Annotated in this window: 14 protein-coding genes, 1 tRNA gene and 1 pseudogene; 12 read left to right on the plus strand and 4 right to left on the minus strand. The window is 59.9% G+C overall.

The window, feature by feature from the left end:
* The first annotated feature begins 4 nt into the window (after nt 1–4).
* From pgi to ACR0LZ_RS11645, 3 genes and pseudogenes are all read left to right on the plus strand, one after another.
* Nucleotides 5–1,612: a glucose-6-phosphate isomerase gene (gene pgi / locus ACR0LZ_RS11635; RefSeq protein WP_480749972.1), complete on the plus strand. Its 1,608-nt coding sequence runs from the start codon at nt 5–7 to the stop codon at nt 1,610–1,612.
* A 176-nt stretch (nt 1,613–1,788) separates the two neighbouring features.
* Complete coding sequence (locus ACR0LZ_RS11640) at nt 1,789–3,408, plus strand: long-chain-fatty-acid--CoA ligase (protein WP_480749973.1); 1,620 nt, start codon at nt 1,789–1,791, stop codon at nt 3,406–3,408.
* Nucleotides 3,409–3,462: 54 nt separating this feature from the next.
* Nucleotides 3,463–4,275 (plus strand): annotated as a pseudogene (locus ACR0LZ_RS11645) (SDR family oxidoreductase).
* 215 nt (nt 4,276–4,490) lie between these two features.
* Here the strand turns inward: ACR0LZ_RS11645 and ACR0LZ_RS11650 are convergent.
* The 4 genes from ACR0LZ_RS11650 to ACR0LZ_RS11665 form a co-directional block, all read right to left on the minus strand.
* Nucleotides 4,491–4,564: transfer RNA gene (locus ACR0LZ_RS11650), tRNA-Gly, on the minus strand.
* 99 nt (nt 4,565–4,663) lie between these two features.
* Nucleotides 4,664–5,461, minus strand: a complete 798-nt coding sequence (locus ACR0LZ_RS11655; RefSeq protein ID WP_480749974.1) for a dimethylarginine dimethylaminohydrolase family protein — start codon at nt 5,459–5,461, stop codon at nt 4,664–4,666.
* 17 nt (nt 5,462–5,478) lie between these two features.
* Entirely contained in the window at nt 5,479–6,666 is a 1,188-nt protein-coding gene (locus ACR0LZ_RS11660; protein ID WP_480749975.1) for a pyridoxal phosphate-dependent aminotransferase, read from the minus strand.
* 10 nt (nt 6,667–6,676) lie between these two features.
* The gene (locus tag ACR0LZ_RS11665) at nt 6,677–7,309 is read right to left on the minus strand and encodes a TetR/AcrR family transcriptional regulator (protein ID WP_480749976.1); all 633 of its coding nucleotides are present in this window, start codon (nt 7,307–7,309) and stop codon (nt 6,677–6,679) included.
* A 94-nt stretch (nt 7,310–7,403) separates the two neighbouring features.
* On the opposite strand from ACR0LZ_RS11665, the gene ACR0LZ_RS11670 reads away from it, so the two are divergent.
* The 9 genes from ACR0LZ_RS11670 (at nt 7,404) to ACR0LZ_RS11710 (ending at nt 16,600) form a co-directional block, all read left to right on the plus strand.
* On the plus strand, nt 7,404–8,201 hold the full coding sequence (locus tag ACR0LZ_RS11670) for an ABC transporter ATP-binding protein (protein ID WP_480749977.1): 798 nt from the start codon (nt 7,404–7,406) through the stop codon (nt 8,199–8,201).
* A gap of 42 nt (nt 8,202–8,243) precedes the next feature.
* Nucleotides 8,244–9,008: a transporter substrate-binding domain-containing protein gene (locus tag ACR0LZ_RS11675; RefSeq protein WP_480749978.1), complete on the plus strand. Its 765-nt coding sequence runs from the start codon at nt 8,244–8,246 to the stop codon at nt 9,006–9,008.
* Nucleotides 9,009–9,017: 9 nt separating this feature from the next.
* Complete coding sequence (locus tag ACR0LZ_RS11680; protein WP_480749979.1) at nt 9,018–9,770, plus strand: ABC transporter permease; 753 nt, start codon at nt 9,018–9,020, stop codon at nt 9,768–9,770.
* Nucleotides 9,767–10,537 carry an ABC transporter permease gene (locus ACR0LZ_RS11685; protein ID WP_480749980.1) on the plus strand — a complete coding sequence of 257 codons (771 nt, stop codon included), beginning with the start codon at nt 9,767–9,769 and terminating at the stop codon, nt 10,535–10,537. The genes ACR0LZ_RS11680 and ACR0LZ_RS11685 overlap by 4 nt, the downstream gene beginning before the upstream one ends.
* Nucleotides 10,538–10,743: 206 nt before the next feature.
* The gene (locus tag ACR0LZ_RS11690) at nt 10,744–11,733 is read left to right on the plus strand and encodes a BMP family protein (RefSeq protein ID WP_480749981.1); all 990 of its coding nucleotides are present in this window, start codon (nt 10,744–10,746) and stop codon (nt 11,731–11,733) included.
* A gap of 40 nt (nt 11,734–11,773) precedes the next feature.
* Nucleotides 11,774–13,291: an ABC transporter ATP-binding protein gene (locus ACR0LZ_RS11695; RefSeq protein ID WP_480749982.1), complete on the plus strand. Its 1,518-nt coding sequence runs from the start codon at nt 11,774–11,776 to the stop codon at nt 13,289–13,291.
* Nucleotides 13,291–14,361: an ABC transporter permease gene (locus ACR0LZ_RS11700; protein WP_480750009.1), complete on the plus strand. Its 1,071-nt coding sequence runs from the start codon at nt 13,291–13,293 to the stop codon at nt 14,359–14,361. The genes ACR0LZ_RS11695 and ACR0LZ_RS11700 overlap by 1 nt, the downstream gene beginning before the upstream one ends.
* Nucleotides 14,361–15,302, plus strand: coding sequence for an ABC transporter permease (locus ACR0LZ_RS11705; protein ID WP_480750010.1), 942 nt, complete (start codon nt 14,361–14,363; stop codon nt 15,300–15,302). Before ACR0LZ_RS11700 ends, ACR0LZ_RS11705 begins: the two co-directional genes overlap by 1 nt.
* An 8-nt stretch (nt 15,303–15,310) precedes the next feature.
* Complete coding sequence (locus tag ACR0LZ_RS11710) at nt 15,311–16,600, plus strand: amidohydrolase family protein (protein WP_480749983.1); 1,290 nt, start codon at nt 15,311–15,313, stop codon at nt 16,598–16,600.
* The last annotated feature ends 33 nt before the right edge of the window (nt 16,601–16,633 follow it).

Consider the following 16,633-nt stretch of genomic DNA (forward strand, 5'->3'; position numbering starts at 1 on the left):
GGTGATGTTCGATGAATTGAAAGGTGTCGCCGCACATTCGCGGGACCGGAAAATCCTGGATCTGTTCGAGGCCGATCCGAACCGTGCCGAACGGTTTTCCGTCGCTGCCGGCGATCTGTTGTTCGACTATTCCAAGACACAGATCGACGAGGATGTCCGCAAGCGTCTTTTGGCGCTGTGTGATACGGTAAGACTGGCCGAGCGCCGCGAGGCGATGTTTTCGGGGGCAGCCATCAACGAAACCGAAGGCCGCGCGGTCCTGCACACGGCGTTGCGCAACCTCGACGGCGGCCCGGTCGTGGTGGATGGGCAGGACGTGATGCCGGATGTTCTGGAAACCCTGCAGCGCATGCGGGTGTTTGCCGAAAAGATACGTGGCGGCGCGTTGCGAGGGGCGGGGGGCAGTTTCACCGACGTCGTGAACATCGGCATCGGCGGGTCGGATCTTGGGCCGGTCATGGCGACGGCGGCCCTGTCTGTGTATCATGACGGGCCGAGGATGCATTTCGTGTCGAATGTGGATGGCGCGCATATCGCGGATACGCTGCGCCCGTTGGATCCCGCGCGCACATTGGTGATCGTGGCGTCGAAGACCTTTACGACCATCGAGACCATGACGAATGCCCGTACGGCACGGGCCTGGATGACGGAAGGCGGCGGCGATCCGGCCCTGCAGTTTGCGGCCGTTTCCTCCGCTGCGGATCGGACCGGAGCCTTTGGCATTCCGTCCGGGCAGGTATTCGGTTTCGCGGATTGGGTTGGCGGGCGATACTCGGTCTGGGGGCCTATCGGTCTTCCGGTGTTGATTGCCGTCGGATCCCAGGCGTTCGACGCCTTTTTGCGCGGGGCCCAGGCGATGGACCTGCATTTCCGATCGGCGGACTGGCACGAGAACATGCCGGTGATGCTGGCCCTGGCCGGCGTTTGGCATCGTCAGGTTCTGGGTCACCCCAGCCGTGCGGTTCTGCCTTACGATCAGAGGCTTTTGCGTCTGCCGGCCTATCTGCAGCAGTTGGAGATGGAATCGAACGGAAAGTCCGTCGCCATGGACGGTACCGCCTTGCCGTTCCCGTCGGGGCCGATTGTCTGGGGAGAGCCGGGTACGAACGGCCAGCACGCGTTTTACCAGTTGATCCATCAGGGCACGGACGTGATCCCCTGCGAATTCATGGTCGCGGCCGAGGGGCATGAACCAGAACTGAGACATCATCACAGGCTGTTGCTGGCCAACTGCCTGGCGCAATCCGAAGCATTGATGCGTGGTCGTTCGCTGGAGGAGGCGCGGTCGAGGATGGCGGAAACGGGGTTGACCGGGGCGGAACTGGAACGTCAGGCGCGGCATCGCGTTTTTTCTGGCAACCGCCCCTCGACAACTTTGATGTATCCAAAGCTGACACCCTATGTCCTGGGCCAGATCATCGCTCTTTATGAACACCGCGTCTTTGTCGAGGGTATCATTCTCGGGATCAACTCCTTTGATCAATGGGGTGTCGAGTTGGGCAAGGAGCTGGCCACATCGCTGGGGCCGATCGTCGATGGTGAGGCTGCCGCCGATGGCAAGGACGGCTCGACCGCGGCGCTGGTTGCCTATGCACTTCGGCACCGGGACTGAGGCGGCGGGAGCGACCGGGCTGGCTGATCCAATCTAAGCGGTTGTCTTGGCATCGATTGATTGGCACTGTTCCACGCAGGAGGGCGTGTGCCCCGGTGTGTCTTGCCGGGACCACGGGACAGGGATGTCAGGCAGGGGCGGAGTGAATACCGCCATGCCGAAGGGGAGGATTTTGCATGCTTGGACAGATGATGACGCAGCCGTTGCTGATCTCGTCCTTGATCGACCACGCGGAACGATATCACGGGACGACCGAGATCTGGTCTGTCGAGACCACGGGCGGTGTCACGCAGTCAAGTTGGGGTGAGGTTGCTGTCAACGCCCATCGTCTGGGGTCGGCCCTGACGCGTCTTGGGCTGGAACCGCAGGACAGGGTGGCAACGATCGCCTGGAACAATCGCCGCCATCTGGAGGCCTATTTCGCGGCGTCCAGCGCTGGGTTTGTCTGTCACACGATCAATCCCCGCCTGTTCCCCGAGCAGCTGGTGTACATCATCAACCATGCCGAAGACCGCGTGGTATTCTTTGATGCGACCTTTGTACCGCTCATCGCGGCGCTGCACGACAAGCTGACCGAAGTGCGCCATTTCATACTGATGGGGCCGCGCGACCAGAACGCCGCCGATCAGATACCGGGGCTTTTGTTTTATGACGAGTTCATCGAAACCGGGGATGCCGGTTTCGAATGGCCCAGTTTCGATGAAAACACCGCGTCAAGCCTTTGTTATACATCGGGAACCACCGGGCATCCGAAAGGTGTCTTGTATTCCCACCGGTCAACCGTGCTGCACAGCTTTGCGTCGAACACTCGGGATGTGATCGGATACTCGGCGATGGACACGGTGCTGCCCGTGGTGCCGATGTTCCACGTAAATGCCTGGGGGTCGCCTTATGCCTGCGCGATGTCCGGTTCGCGCATGGTTCTGCCGGGGCCGAACCTGACCGGTGAGGCGCTTGTCGAATTGATCGATACATATGAGGTGACAACCTCGCTGGGCGTGCCGACGATCTGGCAGGGATTGCTGGCCGCTGCCGCGAAATCGGGCAGCAGGCTGGGCAGCCTGAAAAGAACCATCATTGGCGGGTCGGCTTGCCCGCCGTCGATGATTGCGACATTCCGGGACCAATACGGGGTGGATACGGTTCACGCCTGGGGCATGACCGAAATGAGCCCGCTGGGAAGCGCCAACATACCGCTGGCCAAGCACCGGGATCTGCCGATCGACGAACAATACCGGCTGCGCGAAAGCCAGGGGCGCCCGCCATTCGGGGTTGATCTGAAGATCGTCGATGATGACGGCAATGACCTTGCGCATGACGGTGTGACACAGGGCGACCTTATGGTGTGCGGGCACTGGGTGCTGGACAGCTATTTCCACATGGAAGATCAGGAAATTCTGCAGGATGGCTGGTTTGCCACCGGAGATGTGGCGACAATCGACGCAGACGGGTACATGACCATTCGCGACCGGTCGAAGGACATCATCAAATCCGGCGGGGAATGGATCAGTTCGGTGGAGCTGGAAAATATCGCCGTGGCCCATCCCAAGCTTGCCACTGCGGCGGTTGTTGGCGTGAAACACCCGAAATGGGACGAACGCCCGCTGTTGGTCGCGGTGAAAGCCGAAGGCGAAGACCCGACCGAGCAAGAGCTTTTGGCCTATTTCGAAGGCAAGATCGCCAGTTGGCAGATCCCGGACAAGGCGGTGTTTGTCGATGCCTTGCCGCTGAATGCCACCGGCAAGGTTCTGAAGCGCAAGCTCCGCGATGAATTCGGAGATGTTTTGTTGCGGTAGACAGCCTGTGTCACGCGGTGGCTGTCAGGCCCGTGACCAGATGGAGCGGTGAATATGGAAACCGTGGGAAAAACAGCAGTTGTAACAGGGGCCGGACGCGGCATCGGTCGCAGTCTTGCGCAGGCTTTGTCAAAAGCCGGCATGAACCTTGTTCTGGTCGGACATAACGGTGCGGCCCTTGAAGAGACTGCATCCGGTCTTGCAGGCAAATCCATTTGCGTCGTCGCGGATGTTTCAAAGCTGGAAGATGTTCAGCATGCAGCAGACGAGACGATACGCGCGTTTGGTGCTGTTCATTTGCTTTACAACAACGCCGGTGTGGGACCGTTCGCGTCTGTGCAAGAAACGACGATGGCGGAATGGGAGTGGGTTCTGTCCGTCAATTTGTAGGGTGTTATTAACGGGATACAGGTTTTCCTGCCAGTGTTCGAGGCCCAGAACGAAGGCCACATTCTTGCAACTGCATGCGAGTCGGGATTGTATGGCGTGCCGTTTCTGGCGGCATACAACACATCAAAATTTGCCGTTGTCGGCCTGATGCAGTCTTTGGAAAGAGATTTGCGGGCGTCTGGTTCGAAGGTCACTTCGTCGGTTCTGTGTCCCGGTGCGACACGCTCTCATATTTTGGCCGGAGAACGCCCGGACTACGCGCACAGGCCTGCTCCGGTTTCAGAGAAAACCAGAGCATTCCGGGAGGTGGTGGGTGAAGCAATTGAGGCTGGTATGGACCCGGACGCAGTGGCCGAATGTGTTCTCGATGGAATGAGACGGAAACATTTCTGGCATTTTTCACATGATCACGTCCCGCAAACGGCATTCAAGCAAGCCCAGGACATGGTGGAAAGTCGTCAATTGTCCGAGCTGTAGAATGAGAGTGAACAGGCCCCGGAACGTGAAGCCATGCTGACAGGTTCAAGATGGATGCCGTTTCGGTTTTCAGGTTTGGGGAAATGTCTGGGGCTCAGGCTCTGCAATACACCCAGACGTTGCCGGTTTTTCCATGTCAGCTTAATTGCCTCAGCGGCTCCGGATTAAGAGTGGGCGATAGTGCGTGGAAAATAGAGAGAAATATCAAGGAGCCTTGGAGCGGGTAACGGGAATCGAACCCGTAACTTAAGCTTGGGAAGCTCGCGTGATACCTTTTCACCATACCCGCGCTCTGTGATTTCGAGATATTCAATCGGCGGTGGTCCGTCAAGCGGTGGACCGCAGGGTGCGGCGGTTCCTTTTGTGCCGGGTGGTGCGCCCGGTGTGGTTACCCGGGTCTGGCCGAAAATCTCAGCGACAGGCAGGACATGCCGCCGTCAAGCCGGGCGCAATCACGGTTGTCGATCTCGACCACCTCAAAGCCTTGGCGGTCCAGCATCTCGGCGGTGCGGGGAAAGCCTGCGGGGAAGAGGACCAGATTGTTGAAACGGATCGCATTGGCCGCGGCTTCTTCGCCGTCGGCGGTATGAAGAACCCGGTACCCGTCGAAACAGCCCGATGCGTCCAGCCGCCGTGTCGAAAGCACGGTTTCCGCATCCATCAGCGAGCAATCGGTCTTGAAATGCAAGACACCCTTTGGCGTAAACACTTCGCGCAGGCTGTGCCCCCAGTCGGACACGATGTCACGCAGTTCCCGAACCCCGGCTTCGTCGGTGCGGGCGGACCGGCCAACCAGAATTTCGCGGCCGGTTACGAGAATGTCGCCGCCTTCGATGAATCCGGGCCCTTTGATCTCGTGGATGTCGTCAAAGCATTCGGTCAAGGCAGGGGCCATTTCGGCAACTTCCCCCAGACGGGAAGGGGCGCCGGGACGCATCAGGACCGCGCCTTGCGGAAGGCACAGGGCCGTGTCCTCGACAAACACCGAGTCGGGGAATGCATCCAGTGGCTCCAGCTCGATCACCGTCGCGCCGGTGCTTTTCAGGGCGGTCACATAGGTGGCGTGTGCCGCCAGCATCGATGCGAGGTCCGGTGTGCCGGTGTCTTCGGCCCTGAGACCGTTGACGACGCTTGCGGACGGGCGGCGGGTGATTGCATGGGTGAATTCGAAGGAAGGGTTGTTCATCATCTGTGTTCCGTGGGTCATGCGGCGTCGCGCCCCAGTTTTTTGGCGCAGGCGATCATGCGGTCGATTGCCGTGGTGAATGTGTCGTCATCGATGGTCAGGGCAACCCTGATCCAGCCGTCGAGCGATGCGCCGAAAGAGGAGCCGGGCATCACGGCAACGCCTGCCTTGTCCAGCAGGTCAAGGGCAAAGGTTTTCCCGTCCAGGCCGGTCGCGGCCACGTTGACCATCGCGAACATTCCGGCCTGCGGTTCATGAACGATCAGGCTGGTATCATGGTTCAGACGATCTGCCAGCAGGGCGGCGCGCGCTGCGAACCGCTCGCGCATGCCGGAGGCGACAGCGGAGCCTTCGCGGACGGCCAGTTCGGTCATATCGGCAATGAACGGCTGGTTTCCGAACAGAATGGTTTCCGAGACCGGCAGCAGCGCGTCGCAGAACGCCGCCGGCGCCACGCACCAGCCGCTGCGAAACCCGGGTGCGGCGTGGGATTTGGATATCGATGACACGGCAATGACCCGGTCGACCAGGTCCGGCGAGGACAGCGGCGAGACAAAAGCCTGCCCCGGAAAGACGAGGTCCTGGTAGACTTCGTCGGAAATCAGCCACAGGTCGTGCTTTTTTGCCAGATCACCTATGGCGCTGATGTCGGAGGCGGTCAGAATTGCGCCTGTCGGATTGTGGGGCGTGGTCAGCAGAATGGCGCGGGTGCGCGGCGTGATACGCGCAGCGATGTCTTTGGCCTGCATCCTGAAGCCGGTTTCGGCTTGCAGCGGAACGGCAACCATGTCCGCGCCCGTGGCGCGGATCACGGCCTCATACGTGGCATACATCGGGTCGCCGACCAGAACTTCGTCCCCGTGTTCGGCGACGCCCATCAGCACGGCAAAAAGCGCGGTCTGGGTTCCCGGAAAGCACAGGATGTTCTCGGGGCTGAACGGCCGGGTATGCGTTTGGCTGTACCTTTCGGCCAAGGCCCGGCGCAGTCCGGCCTCGCCGCGGCCATCGGAATAGCCGGTTCTTCCGCGGCGCATGGCGCGGTCTGCGGCATCGATCAATGCGGTGGGCGTCGGAACATCCGGTTCACCGATGGTCATTTCGATGACATCCAGCCCCTGATCACGCATCTCGCGGGCTTTTTGATGGACGTCCCATTTGGCGCCACCGAGCCCTGCCAGACGCGTTGTAATTGCTGCGGTTTTCATTGTCGTACTTTCATTGTTCAAGCTTCAACCCGATAATGGCGCCGACCGATTCAAGGCCGATACCGACCAGTTCCTCGGTGTCGAAAATGTCGGGCAGTGCGCCGCCCTCCATCCACAGCCCGTCGATGACCGCGTTGCAGGCCGTCGCGAGGTGGTGCAGCCGCCTTGGCGTTTCGTTCCGACCGTTTTCCCTGAGCGCGGCACAAATCAGATCTTCGAGGCGGTTTCGGAACTTGTCATAGGTGCGTTCGTGAGTGGCCTTCATCTGCGCGTCGTTTTTCACCTTGTTGAGAAAGCTGGCCCACAAGGCGATCGAACGCGGGTCGACCACAGGCGGGCTGAGCGAGGCGCGAACGAATATCGCCAGACGGTCTGTTGCGGACCCGCTGAATTCGGCGGCCGGGGCGAAGGTGAGATCCGTCATCCGGTCCATATGGTGCCCGTAGGCGGCAACGATCAGGTCATCCTTTGATGAAAAGTAATGCCGGATCAGGCCTTGCGTGACATCGCCCCGTTCCGCGATTTCGCGCACCGTCGCACCCCTGACGCCGTTTTCTGCCACAAGTTCGAGCGCGGCCTCGATCAACGCAATCTTGCGTTGCTCGGGCGTTTCACGCGTAAACTTTCGGCGTTCTTCGGGCATGCGCTGTTCCGTCTTGATGACCGACGTAATTATACGCTTGCATAATTACTGGTGTTGCGGCTTACTACAAGCGGAAAAGCGGGGAAGCCGTACCATGCCAGAAACCTTGGCCGTTGACAGGGCAGCGATTGCCGAGACCTCGGAAGAGGCCATTCGTGTCGATGATTTGCACAAATCTTTCGGCAGTCTCGAGGTTCTGAAAGGCGTTTCCCTGACCGCCAACAAGGGCGACGTGGTGGCCATTATCGGCGGCAGCGGGTCGGGGAAGTCGACCATGCTGAGATGCATCAACTTTCTGGAAACGCCGTCATCGGGAACAATCGTCATCGGGGGCGAAACCGTCGAGATGCGCGCCGATGGCAGCCCGGCGAACAGGCGTCAGATCGAGCGTATCCGGACGCGGCTTGCGATGGTGTTTCAGCAATTCAATCTTTGGACGCACCGGACACTGTTGGAAAACGTGATCGAAGTGCCGGTCCATGTCTTGAAAGTGCCGCGGGCCGAGGCGACACGACGCGCGCACGAGCTGTTGGAGCGGGTTGGCCTGGGCGACAAGGCGGATGTTTTCCCCTCGTTCCTGTCGGGCGGACAGCAGCAACGCGCCGCGATTGCCCGCGCGCTGGCCGTCGATCCCAGCGTGATGTTGTTCGACGAGCCGACCTCTGCGCTAGATCCCGAACTGGTCGGAGAAGTGCTGACGGTGATCAGGGATCTGGCCGCCGAGGGCCGCACGATGCTTTTGGTGACGCACGAGATGAAGTTCGCGCGCGAGGTCGCCGATCATGTGGTCTATCTTTATCAGGGCCGCATCGAGGAGCAGGGACCGCCTGCCGAGGTGTTCGGCAACCCAAAATCGGACCGTCTGAAACAGTTTCTGAAATCAGTGCATTGACTGAAAAAAATGGGCCGCAGGCCTGACAACAGGGAGACCACAATGAAAACCAGACTTATGCTTGCCGCCGCAGCACTTGCTGTCGCAACAGGGGCCGCTTCTGCCGAACAGGTCAAGATCGGCGTTGCGGCGGAACCTTATCCGCCCTTCGCCTCGCTGGATTCCTCTGGCAACTGGGTCGGGTGGGAGATCGACGTGATCAACGCCGTCTGCACGGCAGCTGAACTTGATTGCGTCATCACGCCCGTTGCCTGGGATGGCATCATCCCGTCGCTGACCGGCCAGCAGATCGACGCCATCATGGCTTCGATGTCGATCACCGAAGAGCGGATGAAAACCATCGATTTCTCCGACCCCTATTACAACACGCCGGCGGTCATCGTTGCGGACAAGGCGTTGGACATTCAGCCGACGCCGGAGTCTTTGGCTGGGAAAATCGTCGGGATTCAGGCGTCGACCATCCACCAGGCCTATGCCCAGGAGTATTTCAAGGACTCCGAGCTGCGCGTCTATCAGACACAGGACGAGGCCAATCAGGATCTGGTTGCAGGTCGTATTGATGCCACCCAGGCTGACAGCATCGCAATGGCGGATTTCGTGGGAACCGATGCGGGCGGGTGCTGTGAGATCAAGGGTGCGGTTGCCAATGACGAGAGCATTCTCGGCAAGGGTGTTGGTGCGGGTGTGCGCAAAGGCGACGACGCGTTGCGCCAATCCTTGAACAAGGGGATTGCGGCAATCCTGGCCGACGGCACTCATGACAAGATCACCGGGAACTATTTCACGACCAGTATCTACAGCAACTAAGGGTCGGTCTTGGAAACGATCCTGGCATCGCTGGGTCTGGCGGAGAGCGCGCAACTGTTGTCGCTGTCTCCGCCGGGCTGGGGTGCGAACCTGTTGCGCGGTCTCGCCAATTCGCTGCAGATCGCGTTCGGGGCCTATGGCCTGGGTCTGGTGATCGGACTGTTCGGGGCTTATGGAAAACTATATGGCGGGCCGGTCCTGCGGGATCTGCTCGCCATCTATACGACGGTGATCCGGGCGGTTCCGGAACTGGTTCTGATCCTGATCCTCTATTACGTCGGTTCGGACCTGATCAACAAGGCGGCCGCGATGATGGGCTATGGCCGGGTCGAGATCAGCGGCGTGCTGGCCGGTATCTGGGTGCTGGGCATTGTTCAGGGCGCATATTCCACCGAGGTTTTGCGTGGGGCCATCAAGGCGGTTCCGCCGGGACAGATCGAGGCGGCCAGGTCGTTTGGCATGCCCGCATTCATGATCATGAGGCGCGTGACGATTCCGGCGATGATGTCCTTTGCCACGCCGGGGTTGGCGAACCTGTGGCTTATTGCGACCAAGGATACCGCGCTTTTGGCGATTGTCGGGTTTTCCGAGCTTACCCTGGAGACACGGCAGGCGGCCAGCAGCACACGCGCCTATTTCACCTTTTTCATGGCGGCAGGGGCACTGTATCTGACGATCACCCTGTGTTCGGGTGCGGTGTTCGGCTGGGTTGAGAAATGGGCGCGGCGTGGTCAGCCCTCACTGAAAGGCGGCGCAAAATGATCGACCTGCGCGCGCTGCTGCAACCGCACCGTTTGGTTCTTATGGGTCTTTTTGCGCTGTTCGTGCTGTGGTGCGCCCTGACGTTGCGGTGGGATTGGATTCCGAAATACATGCCGCTGGCGCTTGAGGGGCTTTGGCGCACGATCTGGATTTTGGTGGTGACGACGGTGCTGGGGTTCTTGCTTGCGGTGCCGCTGGGTTTGGCGCAGGCCATTGGCCCGTGGTATCTGGCCGCGCCTGCACGGATCTTTTGCACGATTATCCGGGGTACGCCGCTGCTGTTGCAAATCTGGCTGCTGTACTATGGGCTTGGCTCGCTGTTTCCCCAGTATCCCTGGATCAGGGGGAGCGAGCTGTGGCCTTATCTGCGTCAGGCCTGGCCCTATGCGGTTCTGGCGCTGACCCTGTCCTATGCCGGATACGAGGGAGAGGTCATGCGCGGCGCTTTCGCCGGGGTCGGCAAGGGTCAGTTGGAGGCCGCCAAGTCCTTTGGGATGCCTCGATTTACCATGTTCCGCCGTATCTGGTTGCCGCTGGCGGTCAGAAACGTCTTGCCGACGCTGGGCGGTGAAACGATCCTGCAGCTCAAGGCGACGCCGCTGGTTGCCACGATTACCGTGATCGAAATCTATGCGGTTTCCTCGCGCGTGCGGGCGGATACGTTCATCGTCTATGAACCGCTTTTGTTGCTGGCGGCGGTTTACATGGTCATTGCGGGCATCATCGCGTTGTTCTTCCGGTGGCTTGAAGCAAGGGTGCCGACCTGAAGCCGGGGAAGGTGGGCCAATTGTCTGCCGCGACAATGCCGGACCGCCTTTTCAGGCGGTCTGCAAAATCTCAGTTGGATCGGATAGCCAGGCAGCAGGAGGCGAAGGGTTTTCGCTGTCCTCATCGGTTTCGTGGAGGCACGCCACCGAAAATAATTGATTATTTGGTCAAAAAATGCACGCTTATCAAAAAACAGGAGAGGAAAATGAGAATACGTAAAGTCACTCGAAGGGTGATGCTTGCAGCGTTTGTTGCCGCCTCGACCCTCCTAACCGCCGGAACCGCAGTCGCCGACAAGGTGAAGGTGGCCGCAATCTATACGCTTCCCGTGGAACAGCAGTGGATCAGCCGCATACACAAGGCATTGAACACTGCGGCCGAACGCGGGGACATCGAATATGTGTTTTCGGAAAACGTCGCAAATACGGATTATGAAAGGGTCATGCGCGAGTATGCAGAGCAGGGGCAGCAACTGATCGTTGGTGAAGTCTTTGGTCTGGAACGCGCCGCGCGGAAGGTGGCGAAGGACTATCCCGACACCGCGTTCCTGATGGGGTCTTCCTTTGGTCCGGTCGCTCCGAACTTTTCTGTCTTTGACAACTGGATTCACGAACCATCCTATCTGACCGGCATGGTTGCCGGTTCCGCAACGGAAAGCAATGTCATCGGTATGGTCGGGGGTTATGCCATTCCCGAAGTGAACCGATTGATGCATGCGTTCATGGAAGGCGCGCGGGAAACCAACCCGGACGTCAAGTTCATCGTGAATTTCATAGACAGCTGGTACGACCCGCCCAAGGCCAAGGAAAGCGCTTTTGCGATGATGGATGCAGGGGCCGACATCATGTATGCCGAACGCTTTGGCGTGTCGGACGCTGCGGTCGAACGCGGGGTCAAGGCGGTCGGAAACGTGATCGACACCTCGCAGGATTATCCGGGGACGATCATGGCCTCGGCGCTCTGGCACATGGAACCCACCATCGACAAAGCGATTGCCAACGTATCTGCCGGATCGTTCGAGGCTGCTGATTACGGCCAGTACAGCTTTATGGCCTATGGCGGCGGTTCGCTGGTGTTGGATGAGAACCTGGTCTCGGGAGACGTGATCGATGCCGTGAACGCGCGCGAAACCGAGATCCTGGACGGGCTGTTCCGTGTCAACGTGAACGATGCCCGCCCGGTTTCCGACAACTGATTTCATGGGGGCCGGCGAAACCGCCGGCCCTTGTTTTCCAATGACAGAGACCACGGTTCTCAGGCTTGCCGGGCTGTGCAAGCGGTTCGGCCCGGTAGTGGCCAACGATGATGTCAGCCTGACCTTGAAGCGCGGCGAGGTGCTGGCGCTTCTGGGGGAAAACGGCGCGGGCAAGACCACGCTGATGAACATGCTGTTCGGACATTACCTGCCGGACGCGGGCACGGTTGAGGTGGCAGACAGCGGCGGAACGCTGCACGCCCTGCCGCTTGGTCACCCGCAGGCCGCGCTTGAGGCGGGTGTCGGCATGGTGCATCAGCATTTCACTCTGGCCGAAAACATAAACGCCCTGGACAATATCACGCTGGGGTCGGAACCCTTGCGCAGATTGCGCCGGAACCGGCAAGCCGCGCGCCGGAAAATCGAAGACATCATAACGCAAAGTGGTCTCAGCGCGCCCTTGGATGTGCCCGTTGGTCGCCTTTCCGTGGGCGAGCGGCAAAGGGTCGAGATACTCAAGGCGCTCTATCGGGATGCGCGCATTCTGGTTCTGGACGAACCCACCGCCGTGCTGACCCCACAGGAAGCAGATGCGCTTTTCGAGAATATCAAGCTGATGACCAAGGAAGGTCTGGCCGTCATTTTCATCAGCCACAAGCTGCGGGAAGTGCTGTCTTTTTCTGACAGGATTGCGGTCCTGCGACATGGGCGGAAAGTCGGGGAAATGGCCACATCCGAGGCGGACGAAAAGGCCATTGCGCGCATGATGGTTGGTGCCGATACACCGAAGGTCGCCCGGGTGCAGATGGCCCCCGGCGCGCCTGTCCTGTCGATCGAGGGCGTTTCGGTCGCGGGCCGTTCGCAACGCGACACGTTGAAAAATGCGACTCTGACCGTGCATGCGCACGAAATCCTTGGCATTGCTGGTATTTCGGGAAACGGTCAGGGCGCGCTGGCCAATGTGATCTCGGGCCTTGTCCGGCCAATAGAAGGCTCCATTCGCGTGAACGGGGAACAGATTGCCAAACCCAGCCCTGCCGTCATGATACGGTCCGGTGTCGGGCGCATTCCCGAAGACCGCCATCACGAAGGGATCGTGGGGGCGATGACGGTGGCGGAAAATCTGGTGATCGAACGGCTGGACGATCCCGAAATTCAATCTGGTGGTCTTTTGCGCAAGGACACAATTCGGGGAAATGCCGAGAAGCTGTCCAAAGCCTATGACGTGCGCGGTCCGGGGGTCGATGTCGCGTCACGCCTGCTGTCCGGCGGCAACATCCAGAAACTGATCCTGGCGCGCGTCTTTGATCGAGCGCCGCGCCTGATCCTTGCCAACCAGCCGACGCGTGGCCTTGATATGGGGGCTGCGGCCGAAGTCGGGCGACGGCTTTTGGAGGCCCGCGAACGCGGTGCGGGTGTCGTGCTGATATCTGAGGATCTGGATGAAATTCTGGGCCTTGCGGATCGCATCATGGTTATCCGTGACGGAACCCTTGTGACTGCCGCCAGCCATGACCGGGAAAGGATTGGTCTGATGATGGCAGGAGAGACGGCATGATACGGATCGAGCCACGGGAAAATCCGTCCCGCTTGTATGCGGTGGGTATTCCGGTCTTGTCGGCGGCGGTGTCATTGGCTTTCGCGGCGATCCCCTTGATGGCTGCGGGCGCCAATCCGATCATCGCATATGGGGAAATGATCAAGGGTGTCTTTGGATCGGTCTTTGCGATTTCCGAGGTGCTGACACGCGCCACGCCTTTGATTTTCACCGGCTTGGCGGCGGCACTCGCCTTTCGCGCAAAACTCTGGAATATCGGGGCCGAGGGGCAGCTTTACCTTGGCGCCATGGCGGCGGTCGCCATCGGATCGGGGGCAGTCGATCTTCCCGGTGTCTTTCTTGTACCGCTGATCATTGTATTGGGCGCAGCTGCGGGAGCGGCCGGCATGGTCGGGCCGACCTTTCTGAAGGTGCGTTTCGGGGCAGATGAGGTTGTGACGACCCTGCTGTTGAATTTCATCATTCTGATCTTTCTTCAGATGATGCTGGAAGGCCCATTGCAGGACCCGATGGGGCTTGGCTGGCCGCAATCGGCACCGGTGCTGGATCAGGGCATGCTGCCGCCGCTGGTGGATCGCATGCGGGTTCATTCCGGGCTGTTGCTGGCATTGGTGCTGGCGGCCATCGCGCAATTCATGCTGGCGCGTTCGGTTTGGGGGTTCAAGCTTCGGGCTGTCGGCGAGAATGCCGCCGCCGCCCGGCATGCCGGCATCAACGTGAACCGCTCGCTGTTTGGCGTTGCGGTCATTTCCGGCGGATTGGCCGGGTTGGCCGGCGTCAGCGAGGTTGCCGGTCTGAAAGGGTATGTGACGTCCGATCTGTCTCCGGGCTTTGGGTATACCGGTATCGTGGTCGCCATGCTGGCGGGGCTGTCGCCGGCGGGCGTGGTGGTTGCGGCCATTTTCATCGCGTCGGTTTTTGTTGGAGCGGATTCCATGAGCCGCGCATTGGGTGTGTCGTCCTTTCTTGCCGATCTCGTGGTGTCGGTCGCACTGTTGTGTGTTCTTGTCGGAGGCTTCATCGCCAGATACCGGGTCGTTCGCACCCATTCCGGGAGCGCGCGGACATGATGGATCTTCTGACCATTCTTGTGAGCGAAAGCTTCTGGGCGGCATCGCTGCGGATTGCCACGCCGCTGATCTTTGGTGTTCTGGGGGCGTTGATCTGCGAACGCTCTGGCGTTCTCAACCTCGGGATCGAGGGTATTTTCGTGATCGGCGCCATGAGTGGCTGGATGGCCGTGTGGTTGGGGGCGGGGTTGTGGGGGGGCGTTCTGGTGGCCGCGCTGGCAGGCGCTTTCTTTGGCCTGATGCACGCGATACTGACTGTCCCTCTGGGGTTGTCGCAGCACGTCTCGGGCCTTGGGATTACGCTGTTTGCCACGTCGGTCAGTTACTTTTCCTATCGCACGGCATTGCCAAATGTTTCTTCTCCTCCGAGGATCGAGCCTTTCCGGGCCATCGATCTGCCTGTCCTGTCAGACCTGCCATTCATCGGGCCGGTTCTGTTTCAGCAGACCGCATTGACCTGGCTTGCGCTTTTGATGGTGGCGGTTGTTTGGTACGTCATGAACCGCACGGCCCTGGGGGTCGCCATTCAGGCGGTCGGAGACAACCCCGACAGCGTCGATGCGCAGGGGTTGTCCGTCTATGGGCTGAGGATCGGGGCCATTGTTGCGGGGTCCGCGCTGATGGCGCTTGGCGGCGCATTCCTGACGATGAGCGCGTTTGACGCCTTTTTCTTTGGCATGGTCAACGGGCGCGGCTGGGTTTGCATCGCGCTGGTTATCTTTGCAAGCTGGCGACCGGGAAAGGCGCTGTTTGGCGCATTGCTGTTCGGGGCGTTCGATGCATTGCAGGTGCGTCTGCAAACGGAAATGGGCGCCCTGGTGCCCGGCCAGGTTTTCCTGATGGCCCCATATATCCTGTCAATCATCGCGCTTGTGATTGCCGCCCGCTCGGCCGACTATCCCCGCGCGTTGTTGACCCCGTGGTTCAAGGGGCAGAGGTAGGAGATGAGATGTTAGACCTGATTGTCAGAAATGCCACCCTCACAGATGGCCGCAAGGGTCTGGATATCGGGTGCAAGGGCGGCAGGATCACCGCGGTTGAACCCGGCATCGCCGCAGAGGCGCGAGAGGAGATCGATGCAGGCGGGTACCTGGTGTCGCCGCCCTTTGTTGATCCTCATTTCCATATGGACGCGACATTGTCGCTGGGCACTCCGCGCATGAACATGTCCGGCACGTTGCTGGAGGGCATCGCGCTTTGGGGTGAGCTGAAACCGATTCAATCGGTCGATGACATCATCGAACGTGCGTTGCGCTATTGTGATCTGGCCATATCGAAGGGCATCGGCGCAATCCGCAGCCACGTGGACACTTGCGACGACGAACTGAAAGGGGTTCAGGCCCTATTGGAGGTGCGTGAGAGGGTCAAGGATTACCTTGATCTGCAGCTGGTCGCATTCCCTCAGGACGGGGTTCTGCGTGATCCGACCGCGATGCGGAACACGGTGCGGGCGCTGGACATGGGCGTGGACGTCGTGGGGGGCATCCCTCATTTCGAACGCACGATGTCGGATGGGGCTGAGTCGGTGCGGCTGCTATGCGAGATCGCGGCAGAGCGCGGGTTGATGGTCGACATGCATTGCGATGAAAGTGACGATCCTCTCAGCCGACATGTCGAAACCCTGGCTTTCGAGACCCAGCGGCTTGGCCTGCAGGGTCGGGTCGCCGGATCGCACCTGACGTCGATGCATTCGATGGACAACTATTATGTCTCGAAGCTGATCCCCCTGATGGCAGAAGCGCAGGTTCACGCCATCCCGAACCCGTTGATCAACATCATGCTTCAGGGCCGGCACGACACTTATCCCAAGCGCAGGGGGCAGACCCGCGTTCGTGAGCTGCGCGACGCCGGAATAGTCGTTGGATTTGGATCGGATTGCATGATGGATCCCTGGTATTCGCTGGGCAAGGCCGACATGCTGGATGTGGCCATGATGGGGCTTCACGTCGGCCAGCTTTCCAGTCGTGCGGATATGGATTGGTGCTTTGATGCGGTGACGGAAAACCCCGCCAAAATACTGGGATTGGAAGGGTACGGTGTTGCCGAAGGGTGCAGGGCGAATTTCGTTCTGTTGCAGGCGGCAGACAAGATCGAAGCGATACGGCTGCGTGCGCACCGTCTGGTGGTGGTCCGGAGCGGAAAAGTCATCGCCAGATCGGAGCCGATCATGTCCACGCTGGAAACAGGTGCAACGCGCAGAATAATAAACGAAGCCATGGTGTCGAGTGCAGTGCCATAGACCGCCCATAGAATTCGCATTGATTGGGCGCCG

Source organism: Ruegeria sp. CI1, assembly GCF_056536925.1.